This is a genomic window from Agrobacterium sp. MA01, assembly GCF_009650195.1.
GTDB lineage: Bacteria > Pseudomonadota > Alphaproteobacteria > Rhizobiales > Rhizobiaceae > Allorhizobium.
In genome coordinates this window covers 35934-61577 of the sequence record NZ_CP045854.1, presented here as the reverse complement: position 1 = coordinate 61577, position 25644 = coordinate 35934, and the positions used below count along the sequence as shown (strand labels likewise).

General features: G+C 61.6%; 25 protein-coding genes. 11 read left to right on the top strand and 14 right to left on the bottom strand.

Translation table 11 applies throughout. The features are described from left to right. Positions 1-63: 63 nt before the first annotated feature. Positions 64-978, bottom strand: a complete 915-nt coding sequence (locus GH983_RS00300; RefSeq protein ID WP_153761323.1) for an EamA family transporter — start codon at positions 976-978, stop codon at positions 64-66. A 318-nt stretch (positions 979-1296) separates the two neighbouring features. Between GH983_RS00300 and GH983_RS00295 the strand changes: the two genes are divergently transcribed. After that, positions 1297-2016: a pyrimidine 5'-nucleotidase gene (locus GH983_RS00295; RefSeq protein WP_153761322.1), complete on the top strand. Its 720-nt coding sequence runs from the start codon at positions 1297-1299 to the stop codon at positions 2014-2016. A gap of 108 nt (positions 2017-2124) precedes the next feature. Further along, positions 2125-2808 (top strand): calcium-binding protein, encoded by a 684-nt coding sequence (locus tag GH983_RS00290; protein ID WP_153761321.1) that lies wholly within the window; start codon positions 2125-2127, stop codon positions 2806-2808. A 39-nt stretch (positions 2809-2847) separates the two neighbouring features. On the opposite strand, the gene GH983_RS00285 is transcribed toward GH983_RS00290, so the two are convergent. Next, a complete protein-coding gene (locus GH983_RS00285) occupies positions 2848-3726 on the bottom strand; it encodes an LOG family protein (RefSeq protein ID WP_054149117.1) in 879 nt (292 codons plus the stop codon). Positions 3727-3864: 138 nt separating this feature from the next. On the opposite strand from GH983_RS00285, the gene dapD reads away from it, so the two are divergent. From dapD to GH983_RS00265, 4 genes are all read left to right on the top strand, one after another. Continuing rightward, a complete protein-coding gene (gene dapD / locus GH983_RS00280) occupies positions 3865-4725 on the top strand; it encodes a 2,3,4,5-tetrahydropyridine-2,6-dicarboxylate N-succinyltransferase (protein WP_054149118.1) in 861 nt (286 codons plus the stop codon). Positions 4726-4731: 6 nt separating this feature from the next. Beyond that, positions 4732-5112: a DUF805 domain-containing protein gene (locus GH983_RS00275; protein WP_153761320.1), complete on the top strand. Its 381-nt coding sequence runs from the start codon at positions 4732-4734 to the stop codon at positions 5110-5112. A gap of 113 nt (positions 5113-5225) precedes the next feature. Further along, positions 5226-6419, top strand: a complete 1194-nt coding sequence (gene dapE / locus GH983_RS00270) for a succinyl-diaminopimelate desuccinylase (protein WP_153761319.1) — start codon at positions 5226-5228, stop codon at positions 6417-6419. Beyond that, on the top strand, positions 6406-7002 hold the full coding sequence (locus tag GH983_RS00265) for a hypothetical protein (protein WP_153761318.1): 597 nt from the start codon (positions 6406-6408) through the stop codon (positions 7000-7002). Before dapE ends, GH983_RS00265 begins: the two co-directional genes overlap by 14 nt. 10 nt (positions 7003-7012) lie before the next feature. Here the strand turns inward: GH983_RS00265 and truA are convergent, their stop codons facing one another. From truA to GH983_RS00240, 5 genes are all read right to left on the bottom strand, one after another. After that, positions 7013-7780 (bottom strand): tRNA pseudouridine(38-40) synthase TruA, encoded by a 768-nt coding sequence (gene truA, locus GH983_RS00260; RefSeq protein WP_153761317.1) that lies wholly within the window; start codon positions 7778-7780, stop codon positions 7013-7015. Further along, positions 7780-8724, bottom strand: a complete 945-nt coding sequence (gene fmt / locus GH983_RS00255; protein WP_153761316.1) for a methionyl-tRNA formyltransferase — start codon at positions 8722-8724, stop codon at positions 7780-7782. The genes truA and fmt overlap by 1 nt, the downstream gene beginning before the upstream one ends. Positions 8725-8864: 140 nt before the next feature. Continuing rightward, complete coding sequence (gene def / locus GH983_RS00250) at positions 8865-9377, bottom strand: peptide deformylase (protein ID WP_153761315.1); 513 nt, start codon at positions 9375-9377, stop codon at positions 8865-8867. 72 nt (positions 9378-9449) lie between these two features. Then, positions 9450-10952: a globin-coupled sensor protein gene (locus GH983_RS00245; RefSeq protein WP_153761314.1), complete on the bottom strand. Its 1503-nt coding sequence runs from the start codon at positions 10950-10952 to the stop codon at positions 9450-9452. A gap of 113 nt (positions 10953-11065) precedes the next feature. Next, complete coding sequence (locus GH983_RS00240; protein ID WP_153761313.1) at positions 11066-12574, bottom strand: globin-coupled sensor protein; 1509 nt, start codon at positions 12572-12574, stop codon at positions 11066-11068. Between the two features lie 297 nt (positions 12575-12871). Between GH983_RS00240 and GH983_RS00235 the strand changes: the two genes are divergently transcribed. The 3 genes from GH983_RS00235 to GH983_RS00225 all read left to right on the top strand — a co-directional run bounded on the left by GH983_RS00235 (position 12872) and on the right by GH983_RS00225 (position 17549). Continuing rightward, positions 12872-14095, top strand: a complete 1224-nt coding sequence (locus GH983_RS00235; protein ID WP_153761312.1) for a DNA recombination protein RmuC — start codon at positions 12872-12874, stop codon at positions 14093-14095. 54 nt (positions 14096-14149) lie between these two features. Next, on the top strand, positions 14150-15049 hold the full coding sequence (locus tag GH983_RS00230; protein ID WP_153761311.1) for a ribokinase: 900 nt from the start codon (positions 14150-14152) through the stop codon (positions 15047-15049). Between the two features lie 154 nt (positions 15050-15203). Continuing rightward, positions 15204-17549 carry a methyl-accepting chemotaxis protein gene (locus GH983_RS00225; protein ID WP_153761310.1) on the top strand — a complete coding sequence of 782 codons (2346 nt, stop codon included), beginning with the start codon at positions 15204-15206 and terminating at the stop codon, positions 17547-17549. Positions 17550-17615: 66 nt separating this feature from the next. Here the strand turns inward: GH983_RS00225 and GH983_RS00220 are convergent, their stop codons facing one another. Next, positions 17616-18560 (bottom strand): nucleoside hydrolase, encoded by a 945-nt coding sequence (locus GH983_RS00220; protein ID WP_153761309.1) that lies wholly within the window; start codon positions 18558-18560, stop codon positions 17616-17618. Positions 18561-18700: 140 nt separating this feature from the next. Between GH983_RS00220 and GH983_RS00215 the strand changes: the two genes are divergently transcribed. Both GH983_RS00215 and GH983_RS00210 read left to right on the top strand, forming a co-directional pair. Beyond that, positions 18701-19123, top strand: coding sequence for an Hsp20 family protein (locus tag GH983_RS00215; RefSeq protein WP_054149131.1), 423 nt, complete (start codon positions 18701-18703; stop codon positions 19121-19123). A gap of 49 nt (positions 19124-19172) precedes the next feature. After that, complete coding sequence (locus tag GH983_RS00210) at positions 19173-19430, top strand: DUF1150 family protein (protein WP_054149132.1); 258 nt, start codon at positions 19173-19175, stop codon at positions 19428-19430. 21 nt (positions 19431-19451) lie between these two features. On the opposite strand, the gene trmB is transcribed toward GH983_RS00210, so the two are convergent. The 6 genes from trmB to ybeY form a co-directional block, all read right to left on the bottom strand. Continuing rightward, on the bottom strand, positions 19452-20168 hold the full coding sequence (trmB, locus tag GH983_RS00205) for a tRNA (guanosine(46)-N7)-methyltransferase TrmB (RefSeq protein WP_069042445.1): 717 nt from the start codon (positions 20166-20168) through the stop codon (positions 19452-19454). Between the two features lie 5 nt (positions 20169-20173). Then, positions 20174-21412 carry a methionine adenosyltransferase gene (gene metK, locus GH983_RS00200; protein ID WP_069042446.1) on the bottom strand — a complete coding sequence of 413 codons (1239 nt, stop codon included), beginning with the start codon at positions 21410-21412 and terminating at the stop codon, positions 20174-20176. 165 nt (positions 21413-21577) lie between these two features. Beyond that, positions 21578-21994, bottom strand: a complete 417-nt coding sequence (locus GH983_RS00195) for a helix-turn-helix domain-containing protein (RefSeq protein WP_054149135.1) — start codon at positions 21992-21994, stop codon at positions 21578-21580. 148 nt (positions 21995-22142) lie between these two features. Next, the gene (gene lnt / locus GH983_RS00190; protein WP_153761308.1) at positions 22143-23732 is read right to left on the bottom strand and encodes an apolipoprotein N-acyltransferase; all 1590 of its coding nucleotides are present in this window, start codon (positions 23730-23732) and stop codon (positions 22143-22145) included. An 89-nt stretch (positions 23733-23821) separates the two neighbouring features. After that, the gene (locus tag GH983_RS00185; RefSeq protein WP_246727463.1) at positions 23822-25123 is read right to left on the bottom strand and encodes a hemolysin family protein; all 1302 of its coding nucleotides are present in this window, start codon (positions 25121-25123) and stop codon (positions 23822-23824) included. Between the two features lie 12 nt (positions 25124-25135). Next, the gene (ybeY, locus tag GH983_RS00180) at positions 25136-25642 is read right to left on the bottom strand and encodes an rRNA maturation RNase YbeY (RefSeq protein ID WP_153761307.1); all 507 of its coding nucleotides are present in this window, start codon (positions 25640-25642) and stop codon (positions 25136-25138) included. Positions 25643-25644 lie beyond the last annotated feature (2 nt).

Below are 25644 nucleotides of genomic sequence, written 5' to 3'. Positions count from 1 at the left end.
CTGATCGGGCTAGGCCCTCGATTTTGCAACCTCTCCCACAAGGGGGAGAGGGGTATCGCCCCCTCACACCAGCACCAGCAACAAAACCCCGAACACAATCAGCACGCATCCCGCAATCTCCAGCCTGTTGATCCTCTCCTTGAAGAACAGCACCGACGACGCAAAGGTGAACAGCATCTCGACCTGGGCGAGCGCCTTGACCACCGCCACCTGCTGCAGCGTCATAGCCGTGAACCAGCCGAAGGAGGCCGTGGCGCCAACGAAACCGACGAGGGCGCTGACCTTCCAGGCAGCGCGGACGCGGGTCAGCTCTGTCCGATCACGCCAAGCCATCCAAAGAAACATCGACAGGGTTTGGATCGTGATGACGACGCAAAGCGTGTAGCCGGCCTGCACCATGGCATCCGGCGCGGGCAGGCTCGGGGCCAGTGACAGTGAGGCGGTGCGGTAGGCGATCGCGGAGACGCCGAAGAAGAAACCGGAGGCGAGGCCGATGAGTGCCGTACGGCTTCCAACCGAGGTGACGAGGCTCATGGGCGTGAAGGCCGTACGCGCCACGGAAATCAGCATGACACCAAGAATCGAGACGAGGATTGCGGCGGCCGTGCCCAAGCCGATCGTCTCTCCGAACAGAAGAAGCGCCAGCAAAGCCGCTTGCGCGGGTTCGGTGCGCGAATAGGCGGTACCGACGGCGAAGTTTCGGAACGAAAAGAGGTGCACGAGCAGGAAGGTGGCGGTGATCTGCGCGAGCGCCCCGATGACCGCCCAGATCGCAAAGGTCAGCCCCGGCACCGGCAGCGGACGGTCGAGGCCAAGATGCAGGATGGCGAGATAGAGGAAGGCGAAGGGCAGGCCGAAGCCAAAGCGGACGAAGGTGGCACCTGTTGTGCCCATCCGGCCTTTAAGGTGTTTTTGCAGCGTCGAGCGCAGGTTTTGCAGGAAGGCGCTGCAAACCGTGATGAGGGCCCAAAGTTCCATGGGAGAGCGTCCAGAAGAGCCGCAGCGCAGGGATGTCGGCTTGCGGTAGGAAATCGGAAAGGGGGGAGGTCTTGCCTGAGCTTACGCCTCAGGTCCTGCGGCTCACGCCTGACGCTGGCGAATCGTACCGGCGCTGACCGGATGAAAACGCGCGGGCAGGCGCTTGCGGTCCTGCAGGACCACGACCCGCTCCATTGCAGAAATCGCCATCTTCTTTCCCATCTTTTCCAGATAGCACTTCCCGAAGCGGCGACCAATGCTAATTAGAGGCAACGCGCCTGATGTCGTCAGGCCTTTCGCACTGCCCAAGAGGACCTGATGAACACGCCAGCCAAGATCCCCTCGCCCGCCGATTTTTCCCATGTGCGCGACTGGGTCTTCGACCTCGACAACACGCTCTATCCGCATCACATCAACCTCTTCGCGCAGATCGATACGAACATGACCGCCTTCGTGTCCGAGCTTTTGCAGCTGGAGCCGGCCGAGGCGAAGCTTCTGCAGAAGCGCTACTACCACGAACACGGGACGACGCTTGCCGGGCTGATGCTGCATCACAAGGTCGATCCGAACGCGTTTCTCGAGAGGGCGCATGCGATCGACTATTCGGCGCTTCTCCCCGACGAGGTCCTGGGGTCTGCGATCAAGCGGCTGCCGGGCCGCAAATTCATCTTCACCAACGGCACGGTTGCGCATGCGGAAGCGGCGGCCCGGGCACTCGGCATCCTCGACCATTTCGACGACATCTTCGACATTGTCGCTGCCGATTACGTACCGAAGCCGGCAGGCGCGACCTACGACAAGTTTGCGAGCCTCAACCGCATCGACACGAAACATGCCGCGATGTTCGAAGACCTGCCGCGCAATCTGATGGTGCCAAAGGCACTCGGCATGAAGACGGTGCTGCTCGTGCCCCGTAATCTCGACACCGCGATCCTTGAGACCTGGGAGCGGGTCGAGCATATCGATGCCGATATCGTCGACTACCTCACTGACGATCTCACCAGCTTCCTGCAGCGGCTGCTCTCCGATGCAGCGTGAGCACAAGCTTACGAAAGTTTCATGCAGCTTACCGAGAGTTAAGTAGGGCCTGAGCCTTGCCGCCGTTACGGTTATCCCATCGAAGCAGACACTTGAAAGGATATCCCAATGAACGGCAAGACCCTGACGCTGGCCGCCGTGGCAGCCTCCCTGCTCATCGGCACGACCGCCGGCGGCGCCTTTGCGCAGGACCGCGGCGAGCGCCGTGGCGGTCCGGAAGTGATGTTCGTGCAGATGCTGCAGCAGCACGACACCAACAAGGACGGCAAGATCAGCAAGGAAGAAGCGACGGCTGCGGGCAACGCAATGTTCACCGCCATCGATGCCGACAAGGACGGCGTGCTCATCCCTGGCGAGATGCGCCAGCATCGGGAAGCGATGCGCGAAGAGCACAAGGCGGCCCGGGAAGCCATGCGGGCCGAGCGCCAGGCGGAACGCGAAGCCGCCAAGGCCGATGCGTCCACCCCACCCCAGGGTGGCGCACCGCAGGAGCAAGCCATGAACGGCGACGGTCCCGGTCGGGATGGCCGAGGCCATGACGGCAAAGGACATGAAGGCAAGCGCCATGGCTGGCACAACGAGCGCGCCGATCGCGGCGGGGATCGCGGTGGCCGAGACGGCATGCGCGGCGAGGGCCGGATGATGCGGGTGGCCGATACCGACGAGAACGGCCAGATCAGCCAGGCGGAAGCGACCGCCATGGCCGACCGGATGTTCACCCGGATGGACCGTAACAATGACGGCGTCATCAGCGCCGAAGATATGCCGAAGCGGCCGGTCATGATGCGCTGATTGCGCGATCACATCACCAAATCAACTGACGGCGGCCCCTCATGGGGCCGCTTCGTCGTTCAGATCATAGAAATCAGCGATGATCTTCCAGGCCTCTTCGGCCGTTTCGGCGAACTGGAAAAGCTCTAGATCGTCAGGGGCGATCGTGCCGAAGGCGGCGAGCGCCTCGAAGTTGATGATGTCCTCCCAGAAGGCGCGGGAGAAAAGGATCAGCGGGATCGGCGCCATACGCTTGGTCTGAATGAGCGTGATCGTCTCGAAAAATTCGTCCAGCGTGCCGAAGCCGCCTGGAAAGATGGTGATCGCCTTGGCACGCATCAGGAAATGCATCTTGCGGATGGCGAAATAGTGGAAGTTGAAGCTGAGCTCTGGCGTGACATAGGGGTTGGGCGCCTGTTCGTGCGGCAGGACGATGTTGAGGCCGATCGAGGGGGCGCCCACCTCCTGAGCCCCGCGATTGCCAGCTTCCATGACACCGGGGCCCCCGCCGGTCACGACCACATATTCCTGGTAGTCGCTGTGTTGTGCATGCTCAGAGCAGAGCTGAGCAAACTTGCGGGCTTCCTCATAATAGATCGAAGCGTCTTCCAGGTTCTTCTTCTGGATATCGTTCTTCGCCGCCCAGGCAGCTTCGCCGGGCGCGGGGATGCGGGCGCCGCCGAACATGACGACCGTCGACTTGATGTTTCGTTCGGTGAGGATCATTTCCGTCTTCAGCAATTCGAGCTGTAGACGCACCGGCCGAAGTTCCTCGCGGCAGAGGAATTCATCGTCGACATAGGCAAGCGTATAGGACGAAGACGCCGATTGCGGCGTGCGCGGAATGACTTCAGCCGTCTGCTTGTCGGTCGAGCTATCCTTCAGCGGATCCCAGGATCCGTCCTTGCGTCTGTGCTTGCCATTCTTCCACCGTGCCATGCCTCTTCCTTTCCAAAGCGCAGAGCTCCCACGGCTGTTTTCTTCCAGCCCTTTATGCGCTAGAGCTTTGCGCGAATTTTCGATCAGATCCTGATCGGTTCCATCCCCACGGTAGACAACGAAGTTTAAGGAATTCAGATGAGCGCCTCCGATCTCGCCCAGCTCGAACACGTCATCGAAGCGGCATTCGACAACCGCGATACGGTTTCGACCACCACCACGGGCGAGATCCGCGACGCGGTCGAAACAGCGCTCAACCTCCTGGACAGCGGCCAGGTTCGTGTCGCAGCCCGTGGCGAAGACGGGACCTGGACCGTGCATCAGTGGCTGAAGAAGGCCGTGCTCCTCTCCTTCCGTCTGAACGACATGGAAGTCGTAAAGGGCGGTCCGGGTGCTTCCACCTGGTGGGACAAGGTGCCGTCGAAGTTCGAAGGCTGGGGCGAGAGCGAATTCCGCTCGGCCGGCTTCCGCGCCGTGCCGAACGCCGTCGTCCGCCGCTCGGCTTACGTGTCCAAGGGCGTCGTCCTGATGCCGTCCTTCGTCAATCTCGGCGCCTATGTCGGTGAAAACACCATGGTCGACACCTGGGCGACGGTCGGCTCCTGCGCCCAGATCGGCGCGAACGTGCATCTGTCCGGCGGCGTCGGCATCGGCGGCGTGCTTGAGCCGCTGCAGGCCGGCCCGACGATCATCGAGGACAATTGCTTCATCGGTGCCCGCTCGGAAGTCGTCGAAGGCTGCATCATCCGCGAAGGCTCGGTTCTCGGCATGGGCGTTTACATCGGCAAGTCGACCAAGATCGTCGACCGTGCCACCGGCGAAGTGATGTATGGCGAAGTGCCGCCCTATTCCGTCGTCGTTGCCGGCTCCATGCCGTCGGGCAATGCCGTCATGGCAAACGGCTTGGCCGCGCCGCATCTCTACTGCGCCGTCATCGTCAAGCGCGTCGACGAAAAGACCCGCTCGAAGACCGGCATCAACGAACTGCTCCGCGACTGATCCCTGATGGCGGAGCCGGGGCGTGAGACGACCGTCGGCTGGGCGCTCTTCCTATGGGACGGGCGCATCGGTCGGCGCATCTTCATCCTCGGCACCCTTTTCTGGATGATGACGAACGCGGCCGTGATCGCGTTCGTCACCGGGCAATCAGACGAGCAGGTCGCACCCGGCTTCCTCTCGCTCTTCCTCGCCTCTGCTTCGCTCTCCCTCCTGTCGTTGCTGATGCTCGGCACCAAGAGGCTGCACGATATCGGCATGCCGGGCGTGGTGGCGGCGCTCCTGATCATGCCTGCGTTCTCACTGATCATCTTCTTCGCGCTCTGTGTCTGGCCCTCGGTCGAGGATGACAACCGCTATGGACCGGGTCCTGATATGCGTTCGACCTGAGCGGGGCGCGTGGTGGGTGACAGGCTCCGGCGGATCGGCTAAGTCTGCCTTATCTTCTCAAGGCACCGACGGCCGGGCTGAACCGGCACTCGGTCAATCCCGTAAAAGTTTTCATGACCGCTACCAATCCCGTCGATATCCTCCAGGCCCTTATCCGCTGCCCGTCCGTCACGCCCGCCGAAGGCGGCGCGCTTGATGTGCTGGAAGGCCTCCTTTCGCCTCTCGGCTTCAAGGTCGATCGTATGGTCGCAAGCGACGAGGGCACGCCTGATATCGAGAACCTCTATGCCCGGGCCGGATCTGATGGACCGCATCTGATGTTTGCCGGCCATAGCGATGTCGTGCCCGTTGGTGCCGAGACCGACTGGAGCGCTGGCCCGTTCTCGGGCGACGTTCGTGACGGAATGCTCTATGGCCGTGGCGCTGTTGATATGAAGGGCGGGATCGCCTGCTTCATCGCGGCTTATGCGCGGCTGGTCGAAGCCGGCAAGCTGCCGAAGGGCTCGGTCTCGCTGCTGATCACCGGCGACGAGGAAGGACCCGCCGTCAACGGCACGGTGAAGTTGCTCGAATGGGCGGCGACGCGTGGCGAGCGCTGGGACGCCTGCCTGGTCGGTGAGCCGACCAATCCCGATGCACTCGGCGACATGATCAAGATCGGCCGGCGGGGCTCGGTTTCGGGCACCGTTACGGTGAAGGGCGTGCAGGGTCACGCGGCCTATCCGCATCTCGCCGACAATCCGGTGCGCGGGGCGCTGTCGCTGGCGAAAAGCCTGATGTACCCGGCCTTCGATCAGGGCACGGAAAACTTCCAACCGTCCAACCTCGAAGTGACCACCATCGATGTCGGCAATGCGGCAACGAATGTCATCCCGGCATCCGCTCGCTTCAAGTTCAACATCCGCTTCAACGATGTCTGGACCGCCGACAGCGTCAAGGCCGAGATCATTCGCCGGCTCGAAGCTGCGGCTGTGGATCCCGAGCTGCGCCCGGATCGCGCTGCGATCGGCTACGATATCGTCTGGTCGGAGCGTCCGAGCCATGTTTTCCTGACGCGCAACAACGCGCTGATCGCCTCGCTGTCGGGTGCAATCGAGACGGTAACGGGCAAGACGTCGAAGCTCTCGACCACCGGCGGCACATCGGATGCCCGGTTCATCAAGGATTATTGCCCGGTGGTCGAATTCGGCCTTGTCGGGCAGACCATGCACATGGTCGACGAAAGGGTTGCCGTTTCGGATCTGGAAACGCTCACCGTGATCTACCAGACCTTCATCGAACAGTGGTTCGCCCATGCCGACGCTTAGAGAGGTCGAGTTCTATCTCAGGGGCCTCTGGCTGCTGTTCAAGCAGGATCCGTCAGGCTTCTCCTATCTCGACCTGACCGACCGCGGCGCGATGCGCTCTTTCTGGGCCGTGCTCTGGGCGCTGCCCGCGATCCTGATCTCGTTTGCCTGGTGGCGGCTGCTCTATCTCCAGGGCCTGCCGGAGGGGACGGAGACAGGCGCCCTGTTCTTCTTCCGCCTGGCGCTGGTCGAGGCCTCCAACTGGCTGTTTCCGCTGATATTGCTTGGCATTCTCTGCTGGATGGTCGGGATCGGCGAGAAATACGCATCGATGGTCGTGGCGATCAACTGGCTTGCTCTGCCGGTCTCCTATTCCTACGGCCTTCTGGTCCTGTTGATGATGTTCCTGCCCGGCCTGGCAGGCCTCGTGGCGCTGTTGTGGTTTCTGCTGATGATCACCGTCATCGCGGCGCTCTTCCGCATCATACGCATGATCGTCGGCGACCAGTTGCTGATGGTCTCAACCATCGTTCTGATCCTGCTCGTGCCCGCCATGATCATTGCCGAGGTGCTGGAACGCTATCTCGGCGTCTATCCGGGTTGAGCCTTGAGCCTCAGCCGCTGAACGGCTCGTCGCCGGGATAGTCCACAGCCATGAAGAACAGTCCTTCCGGTGGCGCGACCGGCCCGCAGGCTGCCCGATCACGGGCTTCGAGTGCAGCGCGCACATCGGCCGGTGTCATCTTGCCCTCGCCCGCGAGCTTCAACGTGCCGGCAAAGGAGCGGATCTGATTGTGCAGGAAGCTCTGGGCCGTGGCGCGGATCTCGATGAGATTGTCGGAGCGCGTGACATCCAGGCGATCCAGCGTGCGGACTGGGCTCTTCGCCTGGCAATGGGCAGAGCGGAAGGTGGTGAAGTCGTGGTGACCGACAAGCTGCTGCGCCGCCGCATGCATCGCCTCGTGATCGAGCGGCTTCGGCACCCACCAGGCACGTTTGTCCTCCAGCGCGAGACGCGCCGGGCGGGTGATGATGCGGTAGAGATAATGCCGGCGGAGCGCCGAGAAGCGGGCGTCGAACTCATCAGGTACGGCCTGCACATCGATTACGGCGACCTGTTCCGACGCCATGGCAAGATGAGCGTTCAGCGCGTTGCGCAGCTTGTGCGGCTCCCAGGCGCGGGAAAGATCTGCATGGATGACCTGGCCCATGGCATGGACACCGGAATCGGTGCGGCCTGCGCCCCGGATCACGACAGTCTCGCTGGTCAAAGACAGGATCGCCTGTTCGAGGGCGGCCTGGATGGAGTGGCCGTTGTCCTGGCGCTGCCAGCCGACATAGGCCGAGCCATCATATTCGACGGTCATCCGGAAGCGGGGCATCAGGCGATCACCGTGCCCTTGGGGAGTGGGGTGCCACGCAGGAAGTCTTCGGCGTTCAGTGCCTTGCCGCCGGCCTTCTGGAGGCGGACGAGGCTGATTGCGCCCGTACCGCAAGCGATCGTCAGGTGCTCGTCAAGGGCCGTGCCGGCAGCCGCCAACACTTTATCCTTCTCGGCGAGATGCGAGGCGAGGAGCTTGACGCGTTCGAGCTTGCCATTGACCTCGATCTCGGTCCAGGCGCCCGGGAAGGGCGAGAGGCCGCGGATATGGTTGTGGACCTCAGTTGCCGAACGGGCGAAGTCGACGCGGGTCTCGGCCTTGTCGATCTTTGCCGCGTAGAGCACACCGTCTTCGGCCTGGGAGACGGTTACGAGTGTTCCAGCTTCCAGCCCCGCCATTGCCTCGACCATGGCTTCGGCGCCGGCCAAGCTCAGAGCGTCGTGCAGTTCGCCGGCGGTCATGTCGGGACCGATCGCAACCTTGCGTGTGAGTGCTACGGGGCCCGTGTCGAGGCCCTTGTCCATTTTCATCACCATCATCCCGGTCTCGGCATCGCCGGCCATGATGGCGCGCTGGATGGGGGCAGCCCCTCGCCAGCGCGGCAGCAGGGAGGCATGGCCGTTATAGGCGCCGAGACGCGTGCCGTTGAGGATCGCCTCCGGCAACAGCAAGCCATAGGCAACGACCACCGCGACATCGGCCTCAAGCGCGACAAAGGCATCACGGTCGGCCGGATCGCGGAAATTCAGGGGGTGGCGGACTTCGATGCCGAGGTCTTCGGCCGCCTGATGCACCGGCGACTTCTGCAGGTCCAGGCCACGGCGACCGCCCGGACGGGGCGGTTGCGAGTAAGCGGCGACGATCTCGTGGCCTGCCGCATGCAAGGCTTTCAGGGTCGCGACGGAAAAGTCCGGCGTGCCCATGAAGATGATGCGAAGTGCCATTCTGTCAGCCTTCAAGCGCGGGTTAAACTACGCCCAGAGCATTTCCGGCGAAAACGGAGCGCCGTCAATGCTCTATCATTTTGTTTATACGCAATTCCGGACGCAAAACCGCTTCGCACTTTTGCTAGATTTGCTCGATATCAGATCTTCTGACGGGCGGCCTTGGTGAACCTCTTGATCACCATCTCGCGCTTCAGGCGGGAGATGTGGTCGATGAAGAGCACGCCGTTCAAATGGTCGATTTCATGCTGAAGGCAAGTGGCGAGCAGGCCGTCGGCCTCGGTCACCGTCTCCTTGCCGTCGCGGCCGACCGACTTCACTGTAATCGAGGCCGGACGTTCAACCTCGGCATAATAGTCGGGGATCGACAGGCAGCCTTCTTCGTAGACCGAGCGCTCGTCCGAGCTCTTGAGGATCTCCGGATTGATGTAGACGAGAGGCGCCGGCTCTTCGCCTTCCTTGGCGAGATCGATCACCAGCAAACGGCGCGGCACGCCGACCTGGATCGCCGCAAGGCCGATGCCCGGCGCTTCGTACATGGTTTCGAGCATGTCATCGATCAACTGCTCGAGCTCGGCATCGAAGCGCTCGATGGGCGCGGATACCTGACGCAGCAGGGGATCGGGCAGGATGATGAGAGGCTTGATGGTCATGGCCTCCCTTAGCGCAACTTCCCCACGGAGGAAACGGAAAAAACGCTTCCGTTTCTCCGATTCTGAGCTGGATCAGGCGACCCGTCGTTCCATCATGCGACGCCCCTGCGGGGCTGCGTCGGCACGGGTGCGGATCTGAGACAACTGCTCGACGAGACCGGCGACCTCGGCCCGCAGGCGGCGCGTCTCGTCCGACGTGCGCTCGACCATGTCGCTGTTCTCGTGGGTCAGGAGATCCATGTTGCGGGTCGCCTGGTTCACTTCATTGAGGCCGATCGCCTGGTCCTTGGCCGCGGTCGCGATGTCGGAGACGAAAGTGTCGATCGCATCGATGCGCGTGATGATGTCGGTCAGGGCTTCACCGGTGCCAGTAACGAGACCGACGCCTTCCTTCACCTGGGCGGAGCTCTGGGAAATCAGCTGCTTGATTTCCTTCGCCGCATCGGCTGAGCGCTGGGCAAGCTGGCGGACTTCCTGGGCGACCACGGCAAAACCCTTGCCGGCATCGCCAGCGCGTGCTGCCTCAACGCCGGCGTTCAGCGCGAGCAGATTGGTCTGGAAGGCGATTTCATCGATCACCCCGATGATCTTGGAGATCTCGGTGGAGGACTTTTCGATCGCATCCATGGCGGAGACAGCCTTCGACACGACCGTACCTGACGTCTTCGCCTGCTGCTGCGTATCGCGCACTTCCTGCGAGGCACGCTCGGCATTGGCTGCCGTCTGACTGACGCTGACGGACAGCTGCTGCAAGGCGGTGGAGCTTTCCTGCACGCCGCTGGCCTGGCGGGTCGTGCGGCTCGCCAGTTCGCTCGAGGCGTGAGCGATCGCATCGGTTCCGCTCAGAATGCCTTCCGAGGCGCGGCGGATCGCGGCAAAGGAAACGTTCAGGCGATCGACCGTATCGTTGTAATGCCCTGCCATCTCCTTGAAGTTCTCAGGCAGGTCCGTGGTCATGCGGGCTTCGAAGTCACCTTGGGCCAGCGATTCCAGGCCACGACGCAGATGCTCCATGGCGATCGCCTGATCGGCCTCAAAACGGGCACGCTCTTCCTCGAGCGCCCGGCGCCGGCTTTCCAGCTCTTCCAGGTAGACGGAAATCGAATAGTCCATGTCGAGCATGGCGGCCTTGACCACGGCGCGCATCTTGTCGGCGAGCGAGGCGGCATGCTGTTTGCCGAACGGGAAAGGCCAGTGCTTGACCAGGATGCCGGCCAGTAGTTCGCCAACCAGCATCGAATAGCCGCCGATATACCAGCGTGGCTCGAGCCCGATACGGGCATGGGCCTTGCCGACCGCCGTGACCCCGCGCACGTAGTTTTCATCGAAGTTGCCACTGGCGACCTTGTCCCAATGGCCGATCTGGGCGCTCTTTGCGCCATTCATATGGGCGCCATCGCGGAAATGCGCGGCGGTCTTCCCGGTCTTTGAAACCTTGGCGTAAAACTTATCCAATGCCCCGCCCAGGACCTCCTTGATCGAAGGCCGAAGCTCGGCGAGCGTGTTGCGCGTCTTCTGATCGATCTCCAGGAATTCAAGACGTTCGGTGAGGTCGTTCTGAGTGTTCGAGGTCATGATGTGACGAAGACTTTCGGTTTGGCTGGTATCAGTCAGAACTGCCACGGTTTGCTGAACAGTTTCTAAACAGTCGCGCGGTTTCCGCGCGACCGTGACGGGCAAGGGCCGGATTACGAGGCCATGCGGTAGTTGCTACCCGGGTTCGACGTCTGCGTGCGGCTTCCGCTCGTCTTGAAACCTTGCAGCGCCTGGACGAGGCGCCCGGCCTCTTCCATCAGCGTCGCGGTCTGGGCCGAGCTTTCCTCGACCATGGCGGCGTTGCGCTGGGTGATCTGATCCATCGACTGAACTGACGTGTTGACCTCGCGCAGGCCGCCGGACTGGTCGGCTGCGGCAAGCGCGATCTTGCCGACGATGTCGTTGATCTCGCCGATGCGGACGATGATCTTGCCGAGTGCATCGCCAGCATTGTTGACGAGGCCGACACCAGCTTCGACCTGTGTCGAGCTCTGCGAGATCAGGTTCTTGATCTCGCGGGCGGCGTTGGCGCAACGCTGCGCAAGCTCACGAACTTCCTGCGCGACGACCGCGAAGCCACGCCCGGCCTCACCCGCACGGGCAGCCTCCACGCCGGCGTTCAGCGCCAGAAGGTTGGTCTGGAAGGCAATCTCGTCGATGACGCCGATGATCTTGGAAATCTCGTCGGAGGATTTCTCGATGGCCCCCATGGCGGTGACAGCGCGGGAGACAACCTCTTCGGAGACGCGGGCTTCCGTCAAGGCAGCACCGACGACCGTGGCAGCCTCCTTCGCGCCATCGGCGGTCAAGGTGACATTCTGGGTCAGCTCGTGCAGCGCGGCAGTGCTTTCCTCGAGACCCGCCGCCTGCTGCTCGGTGCGCTGTGCGAGATCATCGGTGGCATCGGAAATCGCAGTCGTCGACTTGAAGATTTCGTCGGCAGAATGGCGCACGGTCGTAATCGTAGCGCGCAGGGCATCGACCGACGCATTGTAGTCCTCGGCCATCTGCGCGAAATTGGCCGGCAGATCGTTCGGCAGCCGGGCTTCAAGATCGCCGGCAGACAGCTTGCCGAGTGCGCCGCGCAGGGCTGCGAGCGCCGTTGCCTGCTCGGCTTCCGCCTTCAGCCGGGCGTCTTCCGCAGCCTGACGCTGCTCGGCCAGGATCGCCAGATAGACGGAGATGGAATAGTCCATGTCGAGCAAGGCAGCCTTGACCACGACGGAAATCTCCTCCGCGAGCTGCTCGGAATTGCGCCGACCGAAACGGCTCGGCCAACGTTCGCGAACGACCGCATGCACGAGTTGCTCGAGAACGAGCGCATAACCACCGATATACCAGCGTGGCTCGAGGCCAATGCGCGCATGGGCCTTGCCGACCTTGGTGACACCCTCGACATAGCTATCCGTATAGTCTGCGGTGCCGACGATGCCCCAGTGTTCTTCCTGACGCTTCTTGGCACCCTTAATATGATCGTCGTTGCGAAAGAAAGCGGCGGTCTCTGGAACCTTGCGGATCTTGTCGTAGAAGATTTCGAGTGCACCGCCGATGTTCTTGCGGATCAGCGGTCCAAGTCTTCGCAGAGTTTCCCTGCCCTTGTCGTCCAATCCCAGGAAGCGAAGACGGTTCTTCAGATCTGCATTTTCGGTTTGCGACGCCATGGCCGGTACTTCACTCTTCTGGTTCACAAAAACATCAGCGATTGCTGATAAGCGACATTCAGAGAATTCTAAAATGGTAAATGTTCAGTTGTCGGGGGAGAGCATATTTTTGCCTTCGCGAGCGTATCGCGGTCGTACTGAACGAAAAACGTCCAGATTTCCGGGGAAGGATTGATTATCGTCACATACTGAAGACGCGTATCTTTTCGCTATAGCAACCTGTGACTTCCCGGCAAGGGAGACGTACGTTCACTCTTTGATCTGTTTTCGCGGTCCGAATCAGCTATCATCCCGCGCATGACCCTTCTCGACATTCCGGCAGTGACCATCGGCTCAGTCACCCTTCAGCCCGCGTTCCTCATCGGCCTCGTGGCTCTTCTGTTTTTCCTGCCCCTCGTCTTGATCGTCATCGCGACGATGCGGGCCGCACGTCTGCGCGCCGAATTGCGGGAAGAGACTGCACGGCGGGACGAAGCTGCGGAAGCGCGGCTTGCGGAACTGCTGAAGGCCCAGGCCGAAATGCAAGGACGGCTTGCAACCATGGCCGAAGTGTTCGGCAGCCGCCAGGCCGAGCTCAATCAGTCGATCAGCCAACGGCTTGATGGCATGACGCATCGGTTAGGCACGACGATCACCGAGCAGACCAAGTCGACGCATGACAATCTGCGCACGCTGCAGGAGCGACTGGCGGTAATCGATGCCGCGCAGAACAACATCCAGTCGCTGGCCAAGGATGTCGTCGGCCTTCAGGCGATCCTGTCCAACAAGCAGACGCGCGGCGCCTTCGGCCAGTCGCGCATGGAGACGATCGTCGCCGACGGACTGCCGATGGGCGCCTATGCGTTCCAGACGACACTCTCCAACGGGTCGCGCCCCGACTGCACCATCCGGATGCCGAACAATTCGCCGCCACTGGTGGTGGATGCGAAGTTCCCCCTCGAAGCCTGGAACGTGATCCGGGAGACGGAAAATCCGGAACAGAAGAAGGCTGCCTCGCAGCAGTTCCGCCGGGATATGGAGGTGCATATCCGCGACATCTCGGAGAAGTACCTGATCCCCGGCGAGACCCAGGATATGGCCTTCCTGTTCGTGCCGTCGGAATCGATCTTCGCTGAGATCCACGAGAACTTCGAAGGCGTTGTGCAGAAAGCGCACCGGCAGAAGGTGGTGATCGTGTCGCCATCGCTGCTGATGCTGTCCATCCAGGTGATTCAGGCCGTACTGAAGGACCAGCGCATGCGTGAGCAGGCGCACCTGATCCAGGGCGAAGTCATCCGATTGATGGAGGACCTTGGACGTCTGGACGACCGGACGCGAAAGCTTCAGAGCCATTTCCTCGCGGCCCAGAAGGATGTCGAGATGATCATCACCTCCTCGGACAAGCTGGCAAAACGCGGCGCCAAGATCGAAGCCATGGAATTCGAAACACCCGGCGGACGAGAGGATGGCGACGATGCGCCCAGCCGCGCCGTCGAGAGCCGCACGGGTCTACTCAAGCTCAGGGTTGTTGACGAGGACTGAGACCCGGTCCAAAAGAGCGCGACAGCCTAGAGCATTCAGGGAGGCACCGCGCTCATGATCACCGTCTTCGGCTCCATCAACATGGACCTCGTTGCCACCACGCCCAGGCTGCCAAAGCCGGGTGAAACGGTCGCCGGGACGGGATTTGCAACGGCAGCGGGCGGCAAGGGTGCAAATCAGGCGCTGGCAGCCCGGCGCGCCGGGGCCGAGGTGCGCATGGTCGGCGCTGTCGGTCGCGACGAGTTCGCAGGCCCGGCGCTTGATCTTCTCGACAAGGCAGGCGCAAACCTTTCGGCCGTTGCCCGCGTCGATGGCCCGACCGGTACCGCGCTCATCCTGGTGGGGGGCGACGGCGAGAACATGATCGCCGTCGTGCCCGCCGCCAATGGTACCGTCAGCGCTGCGCAGGCCGAGAGCGCTATAGAGGGCATGCAGGACGGCGATATCCTGATGGTGCAGCAGGAGGTGCCGGCAGGCTCCGTCGAGGCTGCGCTGAAGAGCGCGAAAGCACGGGGCGTCCGGACGGTGCTGAACATCGCACCCCTCATCCCGGAGACAGAAGACCTGGCGGCGCTTGCGGATATCGTCATCGCCAACGAGACCGAATTCGAACGGCTGGTCGGCCGTGACAACCTGACAGGCGAAGAGCGGGAGCAGATCCTCCTCGACATGCATGGCAAGACCGGTCAGATCCTGATCGTCACCCTCGGCGCCGATGGCGTGATTGCTGCCGAAGGTGGCACTGTGCACCGGACCAAGGGCCTGAAGATCGTGCCGGTCGATACGGTCGGCGCAGGAGATACCTTCTGCGGCTATCTTGCCGCGAGCCTGGATGCTGGTCTTGCTTTCGGCGATGCACTGCGCCGCGCCGCCGTCGCCGGATCGCTTGCCTGCCTCAAGGCCGGCGCCCAGCCGTCGATCCCCGTGGCCGCCGATGTGACGGCCTCGCTTTGATACTTAAACAGGCCGCTTAAGTCTGATTTATTGCCCGTTAAGCAATGGAACATAGCATCGGTCGCGATCGGGGTATGCGAAAGCGTGCCCGGCCGCGCCATGACAGCGCGGAACGAATGTCCCTGCGTCCTGATCCTCAGTTTTCGAGGCTCCCATGTTCGCCTTCTTTACCCGTTCGATCGCCGCCAAACTTCTGGTCGTCACCGGCGTTGCCATCGGACTTGTGCTTTTCCTTTCCAATCTCGTTCTGATTTCTCAGACCCGTGATCGGGTTCATTCCCTGACAATGGAACAGGCCAATGCCGAGGCCAAATCCATCGCCCGCGAGATCGCCGGGGACATCGGCGAACTGGCAAGTGCGGCGCGCACCATGTCCGGCGTCATCGGTCGCGGCCACGAAGGAAAATCGCTCGACCGCCAGGGGATCACGAACATCCTCAAGGCCAACCTTGAGCAGAACCCATTCGCCTTCGGAAGCTGGATGGCGGAGGAACCCCGCGCCATCGACGGTCAGAAGGATGAAATCAAGGGCAAGCTTGAGCTCTCCGCCAATGACGACGGTGACTTTACGCCGTATTGGTCGAAAGATCGTAATGGCGACATTCAGTTCTCCACCTTCCGCGCGGACTATCCGGCAGAATGGTACGCACTCGCTGCCAAGAGCGGCAAAGGCGCGATCACCGCACCCTATCTCGCCGAAGGCACCGACGTTCCGACGACGATGAGCTCTATTGCCTATCCGGTCTATTCCGGCGGCAAGCTGCTCGGCGTGACGGGCGTCGACATGTCCCTGCTTTCGCTCTCCGAGAAGCTCAAGGCGTTGAAGCCATTTGAAACCGGGCGTGTGCTGCTCGTGGCGCAAGGCGCGCAGTGGCTCGTGGCCCCGACTGACGAGCTTCTGATGAAGTCATACGAAGCCGAAGGGGCCGACGCCCTCAAGACTTCGCTGTCGAACGGAACCGGCAGCCTCGTACCAAATCTTTCCGACGCAAGCGGCGAAGGCTACGACCGCCTGCTCTACCCCTTTGCCGTTCCCGGCGTGAACGCCACCTGGGCGGTGATCATCGACATTCCGCATGCTGCGATCAACGCACCGATCGAGGCACAGACCATGATGATGATCATTGGCGGCCTGATCGTACTTGCAGCCGTGATGCTGGCGCTGTTCCTTGCAGTGCGTTCGATCGCCCAGCGCCCGCTGCACGGGCTGGTCGGCGACGTCGAACGCATGACCAAGGGCGACTACGCCAGTGACGTCTCAAACCAAGATCGCCAGGATGAGATCGGTCTTGTCGCCAAGGCGCTCGACGGCTTCCGCCACAAGCTCGCCGAAAGCAACATGCTTGCCGCCGAAGCCGATGCACAGCGCAAGGCCGCTGAAGGCGAGCGCCGTCGCAACGAAGACGAACGCACTCAATCCGCTTCGGTGCAACAGCATGTCGTGACCGCGCTCGGAAGCGGTCTCGCGCAGCTTTCTCAGGGCAATCTCACCTATCGGATCGCCGACGAATTCCCCGGCGAGTATGCCGCGCTGAAGCGCGACTTCAACGATGCCGTGACAAGCCTCGAACAGGCGCTCGCCTCTGTGAACGGCAGCGTGGTCAACATCGCCGCCGGCACCAGCGAGATCTCCGAAAGCGCTGCAGACCTTTCCAAGCGAACCGAGCAGCAGGCGGCGAGCCTTGAGGAGACGGCGGCGGCTCTCAACGAGCTGACCGAACAGGTCAATTCGAGCGCCGACAATGCAGGGACAGCGGCAAACACCGTTTCGGTTGCAGTGAAGGATGCCGAAAAGTCTGGCGAGGTAGTACAGAAAGCAGTTGCCTCGATGCATGGCATCGAGCAGTCGTCGCAGGAAATCTCCCGCATCATCGGGGTCATCGACGAGATCGCCTTCCAGACCAACCTGCTCGCGCTCAATGCGGGCGTGGAAGCGGCGCGTGCCGGGGAAGCAGGAAAGGGCTTTGCCGTCGTCGCGCAGGAAGTCCGTGAGCTCGCCCAGCGTTCGGCAACGGCCGCCAAAGAGATCAAGGCGCTGATCAATGCCTCGGCCGCCCAGGTCAAGGACGGCGTCGAGCTTGTCGGCGAAGCCGGTCAGACGCTCGAAAAGATCGCCCAGCAGGTCATGCAGATCAACGGCCTCATCCGCCAGATCTCCGCTTCGGCAAGCGAACAGGCATCCGGCCTCAAGGAGGTCAATGCCGCGGTCAACCAGATGGACCAGGTGACCCAGCAGAACGCTGCGATGGTGGAAGAGACGACGGCGGCCAGCATGGCGCTGCGCAACGAGTCCGATACGCTGCGCGGCCTGGTGGCGAAGTTCCAGGTCGCGGGTGCCGCCGCGCCCGTTGCGGCCCTGCGTGCTACTGCGGAGACGATGCGAAGCCCCGCAACCTCAACGGCTGCGAGCCCCAGAGCACCGGTCTATACTCCGGCCCCACGCAAGATGGCGGCGGCAGGCGGCGCTGCGGCAAGCGCGGACAATTGGGAAGAGTTCTGAGGTTCAGAGCCCAAGTCCAAATCCAAATCAAAGGGCGCTGCCGAGGCAGCGCCCTTATTCGTTTGATCAAAGGCGGGCAAAGCGCTCGATCAACAGATCGAAGAAGCCGTCGGCATCGACGCTGCGCATGAAGGTCGCATTCGGCGTGCGGCCGGAGACGCGCCACCAGTCGACAACGGTCATGCCGACCGTCAGCTCGGACTCTAGCTCGATCTCGACATTGCAGTGGCGTCCGCTGAAGAGCTCCGGCTTTAGAAGGTAGGCAACCACCGTCGGATCATGTAGCGGGCCGCCATCAGAGCCGTATTTCTCCTCGTCGAAGCGCTCGAAGAATTCCAGCCACTCAACCATGACCTTGGCCGGCTTTGTGCCGAGCGCCGCCATGCGCGCAACGCGGGCCTTGGTGGTCATCAGCTGGTGGGTGACATCGAGCGGCATGATGGTGACCGGGATGCCCGAGCCGAGGACGGCAGCCGCGGCATGCGGATCGACATAGATGTTGAATTCGGCGGCCGGCGTGATGTTGCCCCCCTCGGAGAAGCCACCACCCATCATCACCAGTTCCTTGACGCGCGGGGCGATGTCCGGCGCCTTCTGAAGCGCAAGGCCGATGTTCGTCAGCGGGCCGAGCGTGCAGAGCGTGACGGTGCCTGCCGGCTCGTTGCGGACCGTCTCGATGATGAAGTCCACGGCGTGCTGGCTCTGGACGGCCATTGTCGGTTCGGGGAGAACCGCACCATCAAGTCCGGTCTTGCCATGGACGTGTTCGGCTGTGACGAGCGGGCGTACCATGGGCCGATCAGCCCCTTCGAAGACGCGCCGGTCGGTCTCGCCGCAGAGCTCGCAGACGATGCGGGCATTGCGGCTCGTCATCGTGAGGGGCACGTTGCCGGCGACCGTGGTGATGCCAAGCAGGTCGAGTTCATCCGGGCTCGCAAAGGCGAGCATGAGGGCGGCGGCATCGTCCTGACCGGGGTCGGTATCGATGATGATCTTGCGGGGTTCTGTCATGGAGCAATCCTAAAGTCGAAAGGCCGAGGCTTGGAACGCGGGTTCGCTTTTGTCAAGCAAGACAGTGCTTGTCGAGGGCCGTGCGATTTCCCATATTTGGCAGACGACGACAGTCCTTGAGGGCTGCACAAGGGAATGAAATGACGCGCAACAGACTGCCATCCGAAGCCTTCATCATCACCTTCGACACCGGCGACGGTAGCGCCTTTCGGCGCCCACGGGGTAGCGATGGCTACCCGCCCTATGACATCGAGCGACTGCCGCCGCAGAAAGGCAGCGAACGGCTGCGCGTGACGCTCGCCGTGGCAGGCTTCGCAGAGGACGAACTCGATGTCAGCGTGGAGGCCAGTCAGCTCGTGATTCGTGGCAAGCAGGCCGAACGCGAGGAGGCAGACTATCTCTTCCGAGGCATTGCCTCACGTCAGTTCCAGCGGGTCTTTGCCATCGAAGACGGCATGGAGGTGACCGGGGCCTCGCTGAGAAACGGTCTTCTGGCAATCGAGATCATCCGCCATGATCCCGTGCATCTGGTAAGGAAAATTAACATCTCCACCGCAGAATGAAGTTCGCGGCAATGTTCTGCCGCCTCTCCCTCATTCGCGGAGGATCGGAATGTTACTCAAAGAAGCCTCATCCCGCCTGACGAAATCCGAACTGGCGCATCTCGGCGCCGGCGAAGTGGGCTATATCAGGAAGATGAAATCGGACGACGTGTCCCGCTGCTTTCCGGAGGCCCCGGAAATCGATCCAACGCTGGATCTCTGGGCGCTGTTTGCCGCAGACGGCACGCCGATCCTGCTCACCGACAACAGGTCCAGCACCTTTTTCAAGGCAGCGGAAGACGACCTCAAGACCGTTTCGCTGCACTAACAAGTGCAGCGAGCCGCCATCTCACAGAGATGCAAATCGGCGCTTTTGAAATGTGAGATAGGCCGACGACCGGCCTTCACGCCGAGCCTTGGCTTCATAGCGTGTCCCCGGCCAGCCCTCATAGGGCGTGAGCCAATCGCTCGCATTGCGGGCCAGCCACTCAAAACCACCATGATCGCGGCAGTGTTGCAGCGTCCAGTTGACGTAGGTGTCGATGTCGGAGGCGAAGCAGAAGGTGCCTTCCGGCTTCAGGACCTTGTGGAAGCGCTGCAGGTTCACTTGCGAGACGAAACGTCGCTTCCAGTGCTTTTTCTTGGGCCAGGGATCAGCGTAGAGAAGATCGATCTGGTCGATCTGGCCTTCCGGTAACCAGTCCAGCAATTGGGTCGCGTCATCATCATAGACGCGAATGTTCTTCAGACCCTCGGCCTCGACGACCGCGAGTAGTTTTGCCATGGAATTGACGAAGGGTTCGACACCGATAAAGCCGGTCGTCGGATTGTTCCGGGCCCGGTGAACCAGATGCTCACCGCCCCCGAAGCCGATTTCGAGACGGATCTTGTCGACGGGAATAGGGAAGAGCGACTTGAGATCACCCGGCACCGGCGACGCCAGGTCGACCTTCAGCTCCGGCAGGACGGTTTCCATGCGCTCGACCTGTTGCTCGCGCAACGGCTTGCCCTTGCGTCGACCGAAGAAAGCTTCGGTCGACCTCGTCCTGCGTTCCTGTTCCGTCATTCAGATCAAGCCTTGATCGTATCCTTGAGCGGCTTGACCAGATCCAGCTTCTCCCAGGAGAAGGAACCATCACGGCCAGCCTTGCGGCCGAAATGGCCGTAGGCCGACGTCTTAGCATAGATCGGCTTGTTCAGGTCAAGATGGCGGCGGATGCCCGATGGGGACAAGTCCATGACCTTGCGGATGCCGGCTTCGACCTCGTCCTCGGTCACCTTGCCGGTGCCATGCAGGTCGACATAGATCGACAGCGGCTGGGCAATGCCGATGGCATAGGAGATCTGGATCGTGCAGCGGTCAGCCAGACCGGCAGCGACGACGTTCTTTGCGAGGTAGCGGGCAGCGTAAGCGGCCGAGCGGTCGACCTTGGTCGTGTCCTTGCCGGAGAAGGCGCCACCGCCATGGGGGGCTGCACCGCCATAGGTGTCGACGATGATCTTGCGGCCGGTGAGGCCGGCGTCACCATCCGGGCCGCCGATGACGAACTTGCCGGTCGGGTTGATATACCAGGCGCAATCGTCGGCAATTTTCAGGTCGCCCAGTGCTTCCTGGATATAGGGCTCGACGACCTCGCGAACCTTCTTGGAGTCCCAGCTCTCGTCGAGGTGCTGGGTGGAGAGAACGATCGACGTTGCTTCGGCAGGCTTGCCGTCAACGTAACGGACGGTGACCTGGCTCTTGGCATCAGGGCCGAGCTTGCCGACATCGCCCTCGCCCTTCTTGCGGGCGGCAGAGAGCGTCTGCAGGATCTTGTGCGAATAATAGATCGGGGCCGGCATCAGGTCCGGCGTTTCCTTGCAGGCGTAACCGAACATGATGCCCTGGTCGCCAGCGCCTTCGCTGTTGGAACTGTCGGCCGCCTTGTCGACGCCCTGGGCGATATGAGCCGACTGCGAATGCAGGAGCACATCGATCTTGGCCGTCTTCCAGTGGAAGCCGTCCTGCTCATAGCCGATGTCGCGGATTGCCTTGCGTGCGGCGGACTTGAACTTCGCGGGGTTGATGACCTCGTTGCCATTCTTGTCGGTCTTCATCAGGCTCGGCGGAAGGCGGACTTCACCGGCAATAACGACACGGTTGGTGGTGGCAAGCGTTTCGCAGGCGATGCGTACGGTCCAGGGATCGACACCAGTCTTGGCGGCTTCGCGGTAAACGAGATCGACGATTTCGTCGGAGATTCGGTCACAAACCTTGTCCGGATGACCTTCGGATACGGATTCGCTGGTGAAAAGATAATTCGCACGCATCGGGATTCCCCTCAAAGTATGGATGGCGGGCATCGTTACTCAGTTCGAAACCCGATGACAAGGACACAACCACATAAATATATCTTTATGTGAGTAAATTTTTCCTTCCGCGGGCACAAAAAAAGCGGCCCTGCGGCCGCTCTCTTTGTCAGGAGTGCATCCAGCTCACTCGCTGTCTGCTTCAGCCGCCAGCGCCTTGACGAGGTCAACGATCTTGCGACGGACCTTGGCATCGCCAATCTTTACAAAGGCGCGGTTGAGCTGGAGGCCTTCGGAAGACGACAGGAAGTCGACAACGTAATTCGAGCTGGAGGCTTCTGCCATGCCCGCACCCGACGGCTGCTCGCCCGGCGCATCTTCGAAGAAGAAGGAAACCGGCACAGTCAGAATGTTGGAGATGTTCTGAAGGCGGCTCGCACCAACGCGGTTGGTACCCTTTTCATACTTCTGGATCTGCTGAAAGGTGATCCCGAGGCTTTCACCAAGCTTCTCCTGGCTCATGCCCAGCATCGTACGACGAAGGCGAATCCGGCTTCCGACATGGATGTCAATCGGGTTCGGCTTCTTCTTGTTCTCGATCATTAATGTCGTCCTGACAAAATTGTTGGCGTTGCGACCATAACCCCTTGCCCGCCAAACCATAACGAGACGTTGTGCTCGCCATCGATCATCTTTCAGCATACTTGCAGATTATCGGTCTGATCCACTATGCAATTTTAGGGGTTTTTGGTCAATTCGTCCGCCTAATAAAACCCAGACTAGAAACTACAGCCAGAAGGCTCATGAACACCAGCACCAACCAAAAGTTTAAATTGTGGTTGTGGATGTTTTTTTCCGAAACAGATTCTATACCGAAGGTTGAATCTGCAGCTCCGACGGCATCAAGAGAAAGTCCCTCAATGACACGTCCATGGGGGTCGATCACAGCGGAAATGCCGTTATTGGCTACCCGGATCAGCGGCACGCCAGTCTCCACGGCGCGCAAACGGGCCTGAAGGAAGTGCTGGTATGGGCCCGGGGTTGCGCCGAACCAGGCGTCATTGGTGACGTTCAAGATGACACTGGCGCCGGCGAGATCAGGGGCAATTTCCGCCGGAAAGATCGCCTCGTAGCAGATCAACGGATAGAGCCCGATGCCGGAGGGAAGCGTCAGTGGCGTGCGGCTGGATGCTGCGGTGAAGCCGCCGGGCAGGCTTATCAGCTCCTCGATCCCGAATTCCCGCAACAGCCCCTCATAGGGCACGTATTCGCCGAAGGGCGTGAGATGGACCTTGTCGCTTGCGGCGAGGATCTGGCCCTCGTCGTCGATCATGTAGACGGAATTGTAGTAGAGCGGCATCTGGCCCGCGCCCCGCTCCTCGGCCCGAACGGCGCCAGTCAGCAGGATCTGCCCTTCCTCGAGCACATCGCCAATGCGCGCCAGAGCATCAGGGTTTTCCGTCAGGATGAAGGGGACCGAGGTTTCCGGCCAGACGATCACATCCGGCCGGGGCTTGCCTTCCTCCGGTGCTGCTGCCGTCAGCGCCAAGTGCTTCTCGAAGATGCCGATGCGGTCGGTGTTCTCCATCTTTTGCGACTGATCGATCGATGGCTGCACGAGGCGGACAGTGAGCGTCTTGTCCGTCGGAACCACCGGCGCGACATACAGGCGGTAGGCGCCATAGCCTAGATGAGCGCTGAGAAGGCTCGCGGCCAGCAGCAAACCGGGCCACGCCCCGCGACGCGTGCCGAGGAGTGCCGGAGCTGCAAAGACAAAGACGGCCAGCGGTGTGATGGCGAGGACGCCGAGCACATGGCTCGACTGCATCATCAGGGGGACGGGCATGGCGGCATAGCCGATCGCATTCCAGGGGAAACCGGTCGCGACGAAGCTGCGGAGCCACTCGGCAAAGCCGAAGGCGGCAGCAAGTGCTGCTATGCGGCCCATCCCATCCGACCAGACGAGACGTGCAAGCATCGTGGCCAGTCCATAGAAGATGGCGAGCACGGCGGGCAGGCCGAGAACCGCAAGCGGGATTGCCCAGGCGAATTCGTCCGCTTCCAGAAGCAGAGCGTTTCCGAGCCACCAGAGGCCACAGACAAAATACCCTAAACCAAAGAGCCAGCCCGTCCAGAAGGAGGACGACAGCCCTGCCCTGCCCGTATCGGCATTGCCGGTCGCACCGTCCAGCAGCCAGACCAGCAGCGTGAAGGAGATGAACATCGATGCGAAGATGTCGAAGGGCGGCAGGGCGAGCGCCCCGATTGCGCCTGCGAGCACCGCGAGCCCTGCCCGCCTGAGACCCCACATGAGCAGGATCCTCGCTGCCAAAGCCTGCATGTCCACCCCTTCTGCCCCGAATCAATCGCGGGCAGTCTCCCAAAAAACGGAGGCCCTGTCGCGGTTTTCGCTGCGGAGTGTGGCGACCGTCAGACTGACGGGCGCTCGGCGTTTTCCATCTCGGCCACGGTGCCTTCCGGGACGGTCTCGGCTGCAGGTGGCGTTTCGACCTTTGGCGCGCGGGGCTTGGCGGCGGCCCTTGTCCGTGGCTTCGGTGCAGCCTCACCCGCGGAGACGGCTGTGGCGTTCGGGGTCTTCGTCTCGGCAGCCTCGTCAGCACGCGCCTCAACATCACCCTTGGCGGTCGAGCGACGGCGGGCGCCGGCCCGCTTGCGGCCGATCCGGACGCGCTTGATGCGACGTGGATCTGCATCCAGAATGTGGAATTCGAAGCCGGGCAGAGCCTGGACAACTTCGCCACGCGCCGGGATGCGTCCAAGCGCCGAGAAGATCAAACCACCCAGCGTGTCGACGTCTTCGATCCGGTCGGCAATGTCGAAATCCGGGCCGATCGCTTCGGCGATCTCTTCGAGTTCGACGCGGGCGTCGGCGATAATAACGTCGTCGGAAACACGGCTGAACATGACTTCTTCGTCGTCATGTTCGTCATCGATGTCGCCGATGACCATTTCGACGATGTCCTCGTGGCTGACGAGACCGTCGGTGCCACCATATTCGTCGATCACGAGCGCCATCTGGGTGCGCGCTGCTTGCATGCGGCTCATCAGGTCGGAGGCGAGCATCGAGGGCGGCACGAAAAGGATCGAGCGGATGATGCCGGCTTCGGCGACCGTCTTGCTGAGGTCGATGCGGGCCAGATCAAAGTCGATCTTCGGCTTGGCAGACTTCTCGACCTTTTCGGCCTTTTCAGCCTTCTCGCCACCGTTCGCTCCGGTGGTGGCCTTGGCCGTCACACGCCGGCGACTGCGGGCCTGCTTGGTGACGTAGGACAGCAGGTCACGGATGTGGACCATGCCGCGCGGATCGTCCAGCGTGTCGGCATAGACGGGCATGCGCGAGCGACCGGAAACGTCGAAGATGGTCATCAACTCGCCAATGGTCACACTCTGATCGACCGCTTCGATATCGACACGCGGCACCATAATGTCTTCAACGCGCACTTCGCGGAAGCGGAGAATGTTGTTGAGCATCGCCCGCTCTTCGGGCGTGAAAGCCTCTCCGAGGCTGGCATCGGCGCTCAGGGCGACCGTCAGGTCTTCGCGCAGGGTCGTGGTGGAGGACGGCTTCAGTATTCGGCCCAGACGGGCCCAGAAGGAAGGATGTTGGCGTGCCGAGCTTTCCGCTCGGGTAGGACTACTGCCCTCGTCCGAAGACGATCCTTCGTTGCTTTCTTTGGCCTCGGGGGCCGTTTTCGTCGCAAAATCGGTCATTGTTCCAAACTATCAGATGGGGTCCTGCCCCGCATAGGGGTCAGATAGGCCAAGTTCCGCCAGAATGCGAGTCTCCAGCGCTTCCATTTTTTCGGCGTCATCGGCCTCGATATGGTCGTAGCCGAAGAGATGCAGGAATCCGTGAACCATCAAGTGGGTCAAATGATCCTCGAAACTTTTTTCGAGATCGACTGCCTCACGCTCGACTGTCTCCCGGGCGATGATGATATCGCCGAGCATCGGACCCGGCATCTTGCCGGGGGTCACCGGGAAAGCGGGAAAGGACAGGACATTGGTCGGCTTGTCCTTGTTGCGCCATTCCGCATTGATCTCGCGGATCATATCATCGTCGCCAAAGACGAGCGAAACCTCTGTCGGCTGCATCGGAAAGGGCTGACGTTCTTTTGCAGCGAGATGGTTTTCAGCAGTACCGAGAACGCGAAGGGCCAAAGCCTCCAACGCGGTCTCGTCTGCCCAACCCTCGGCCTCGACGGCAATCTGTATATCCAACTTGGTCATAG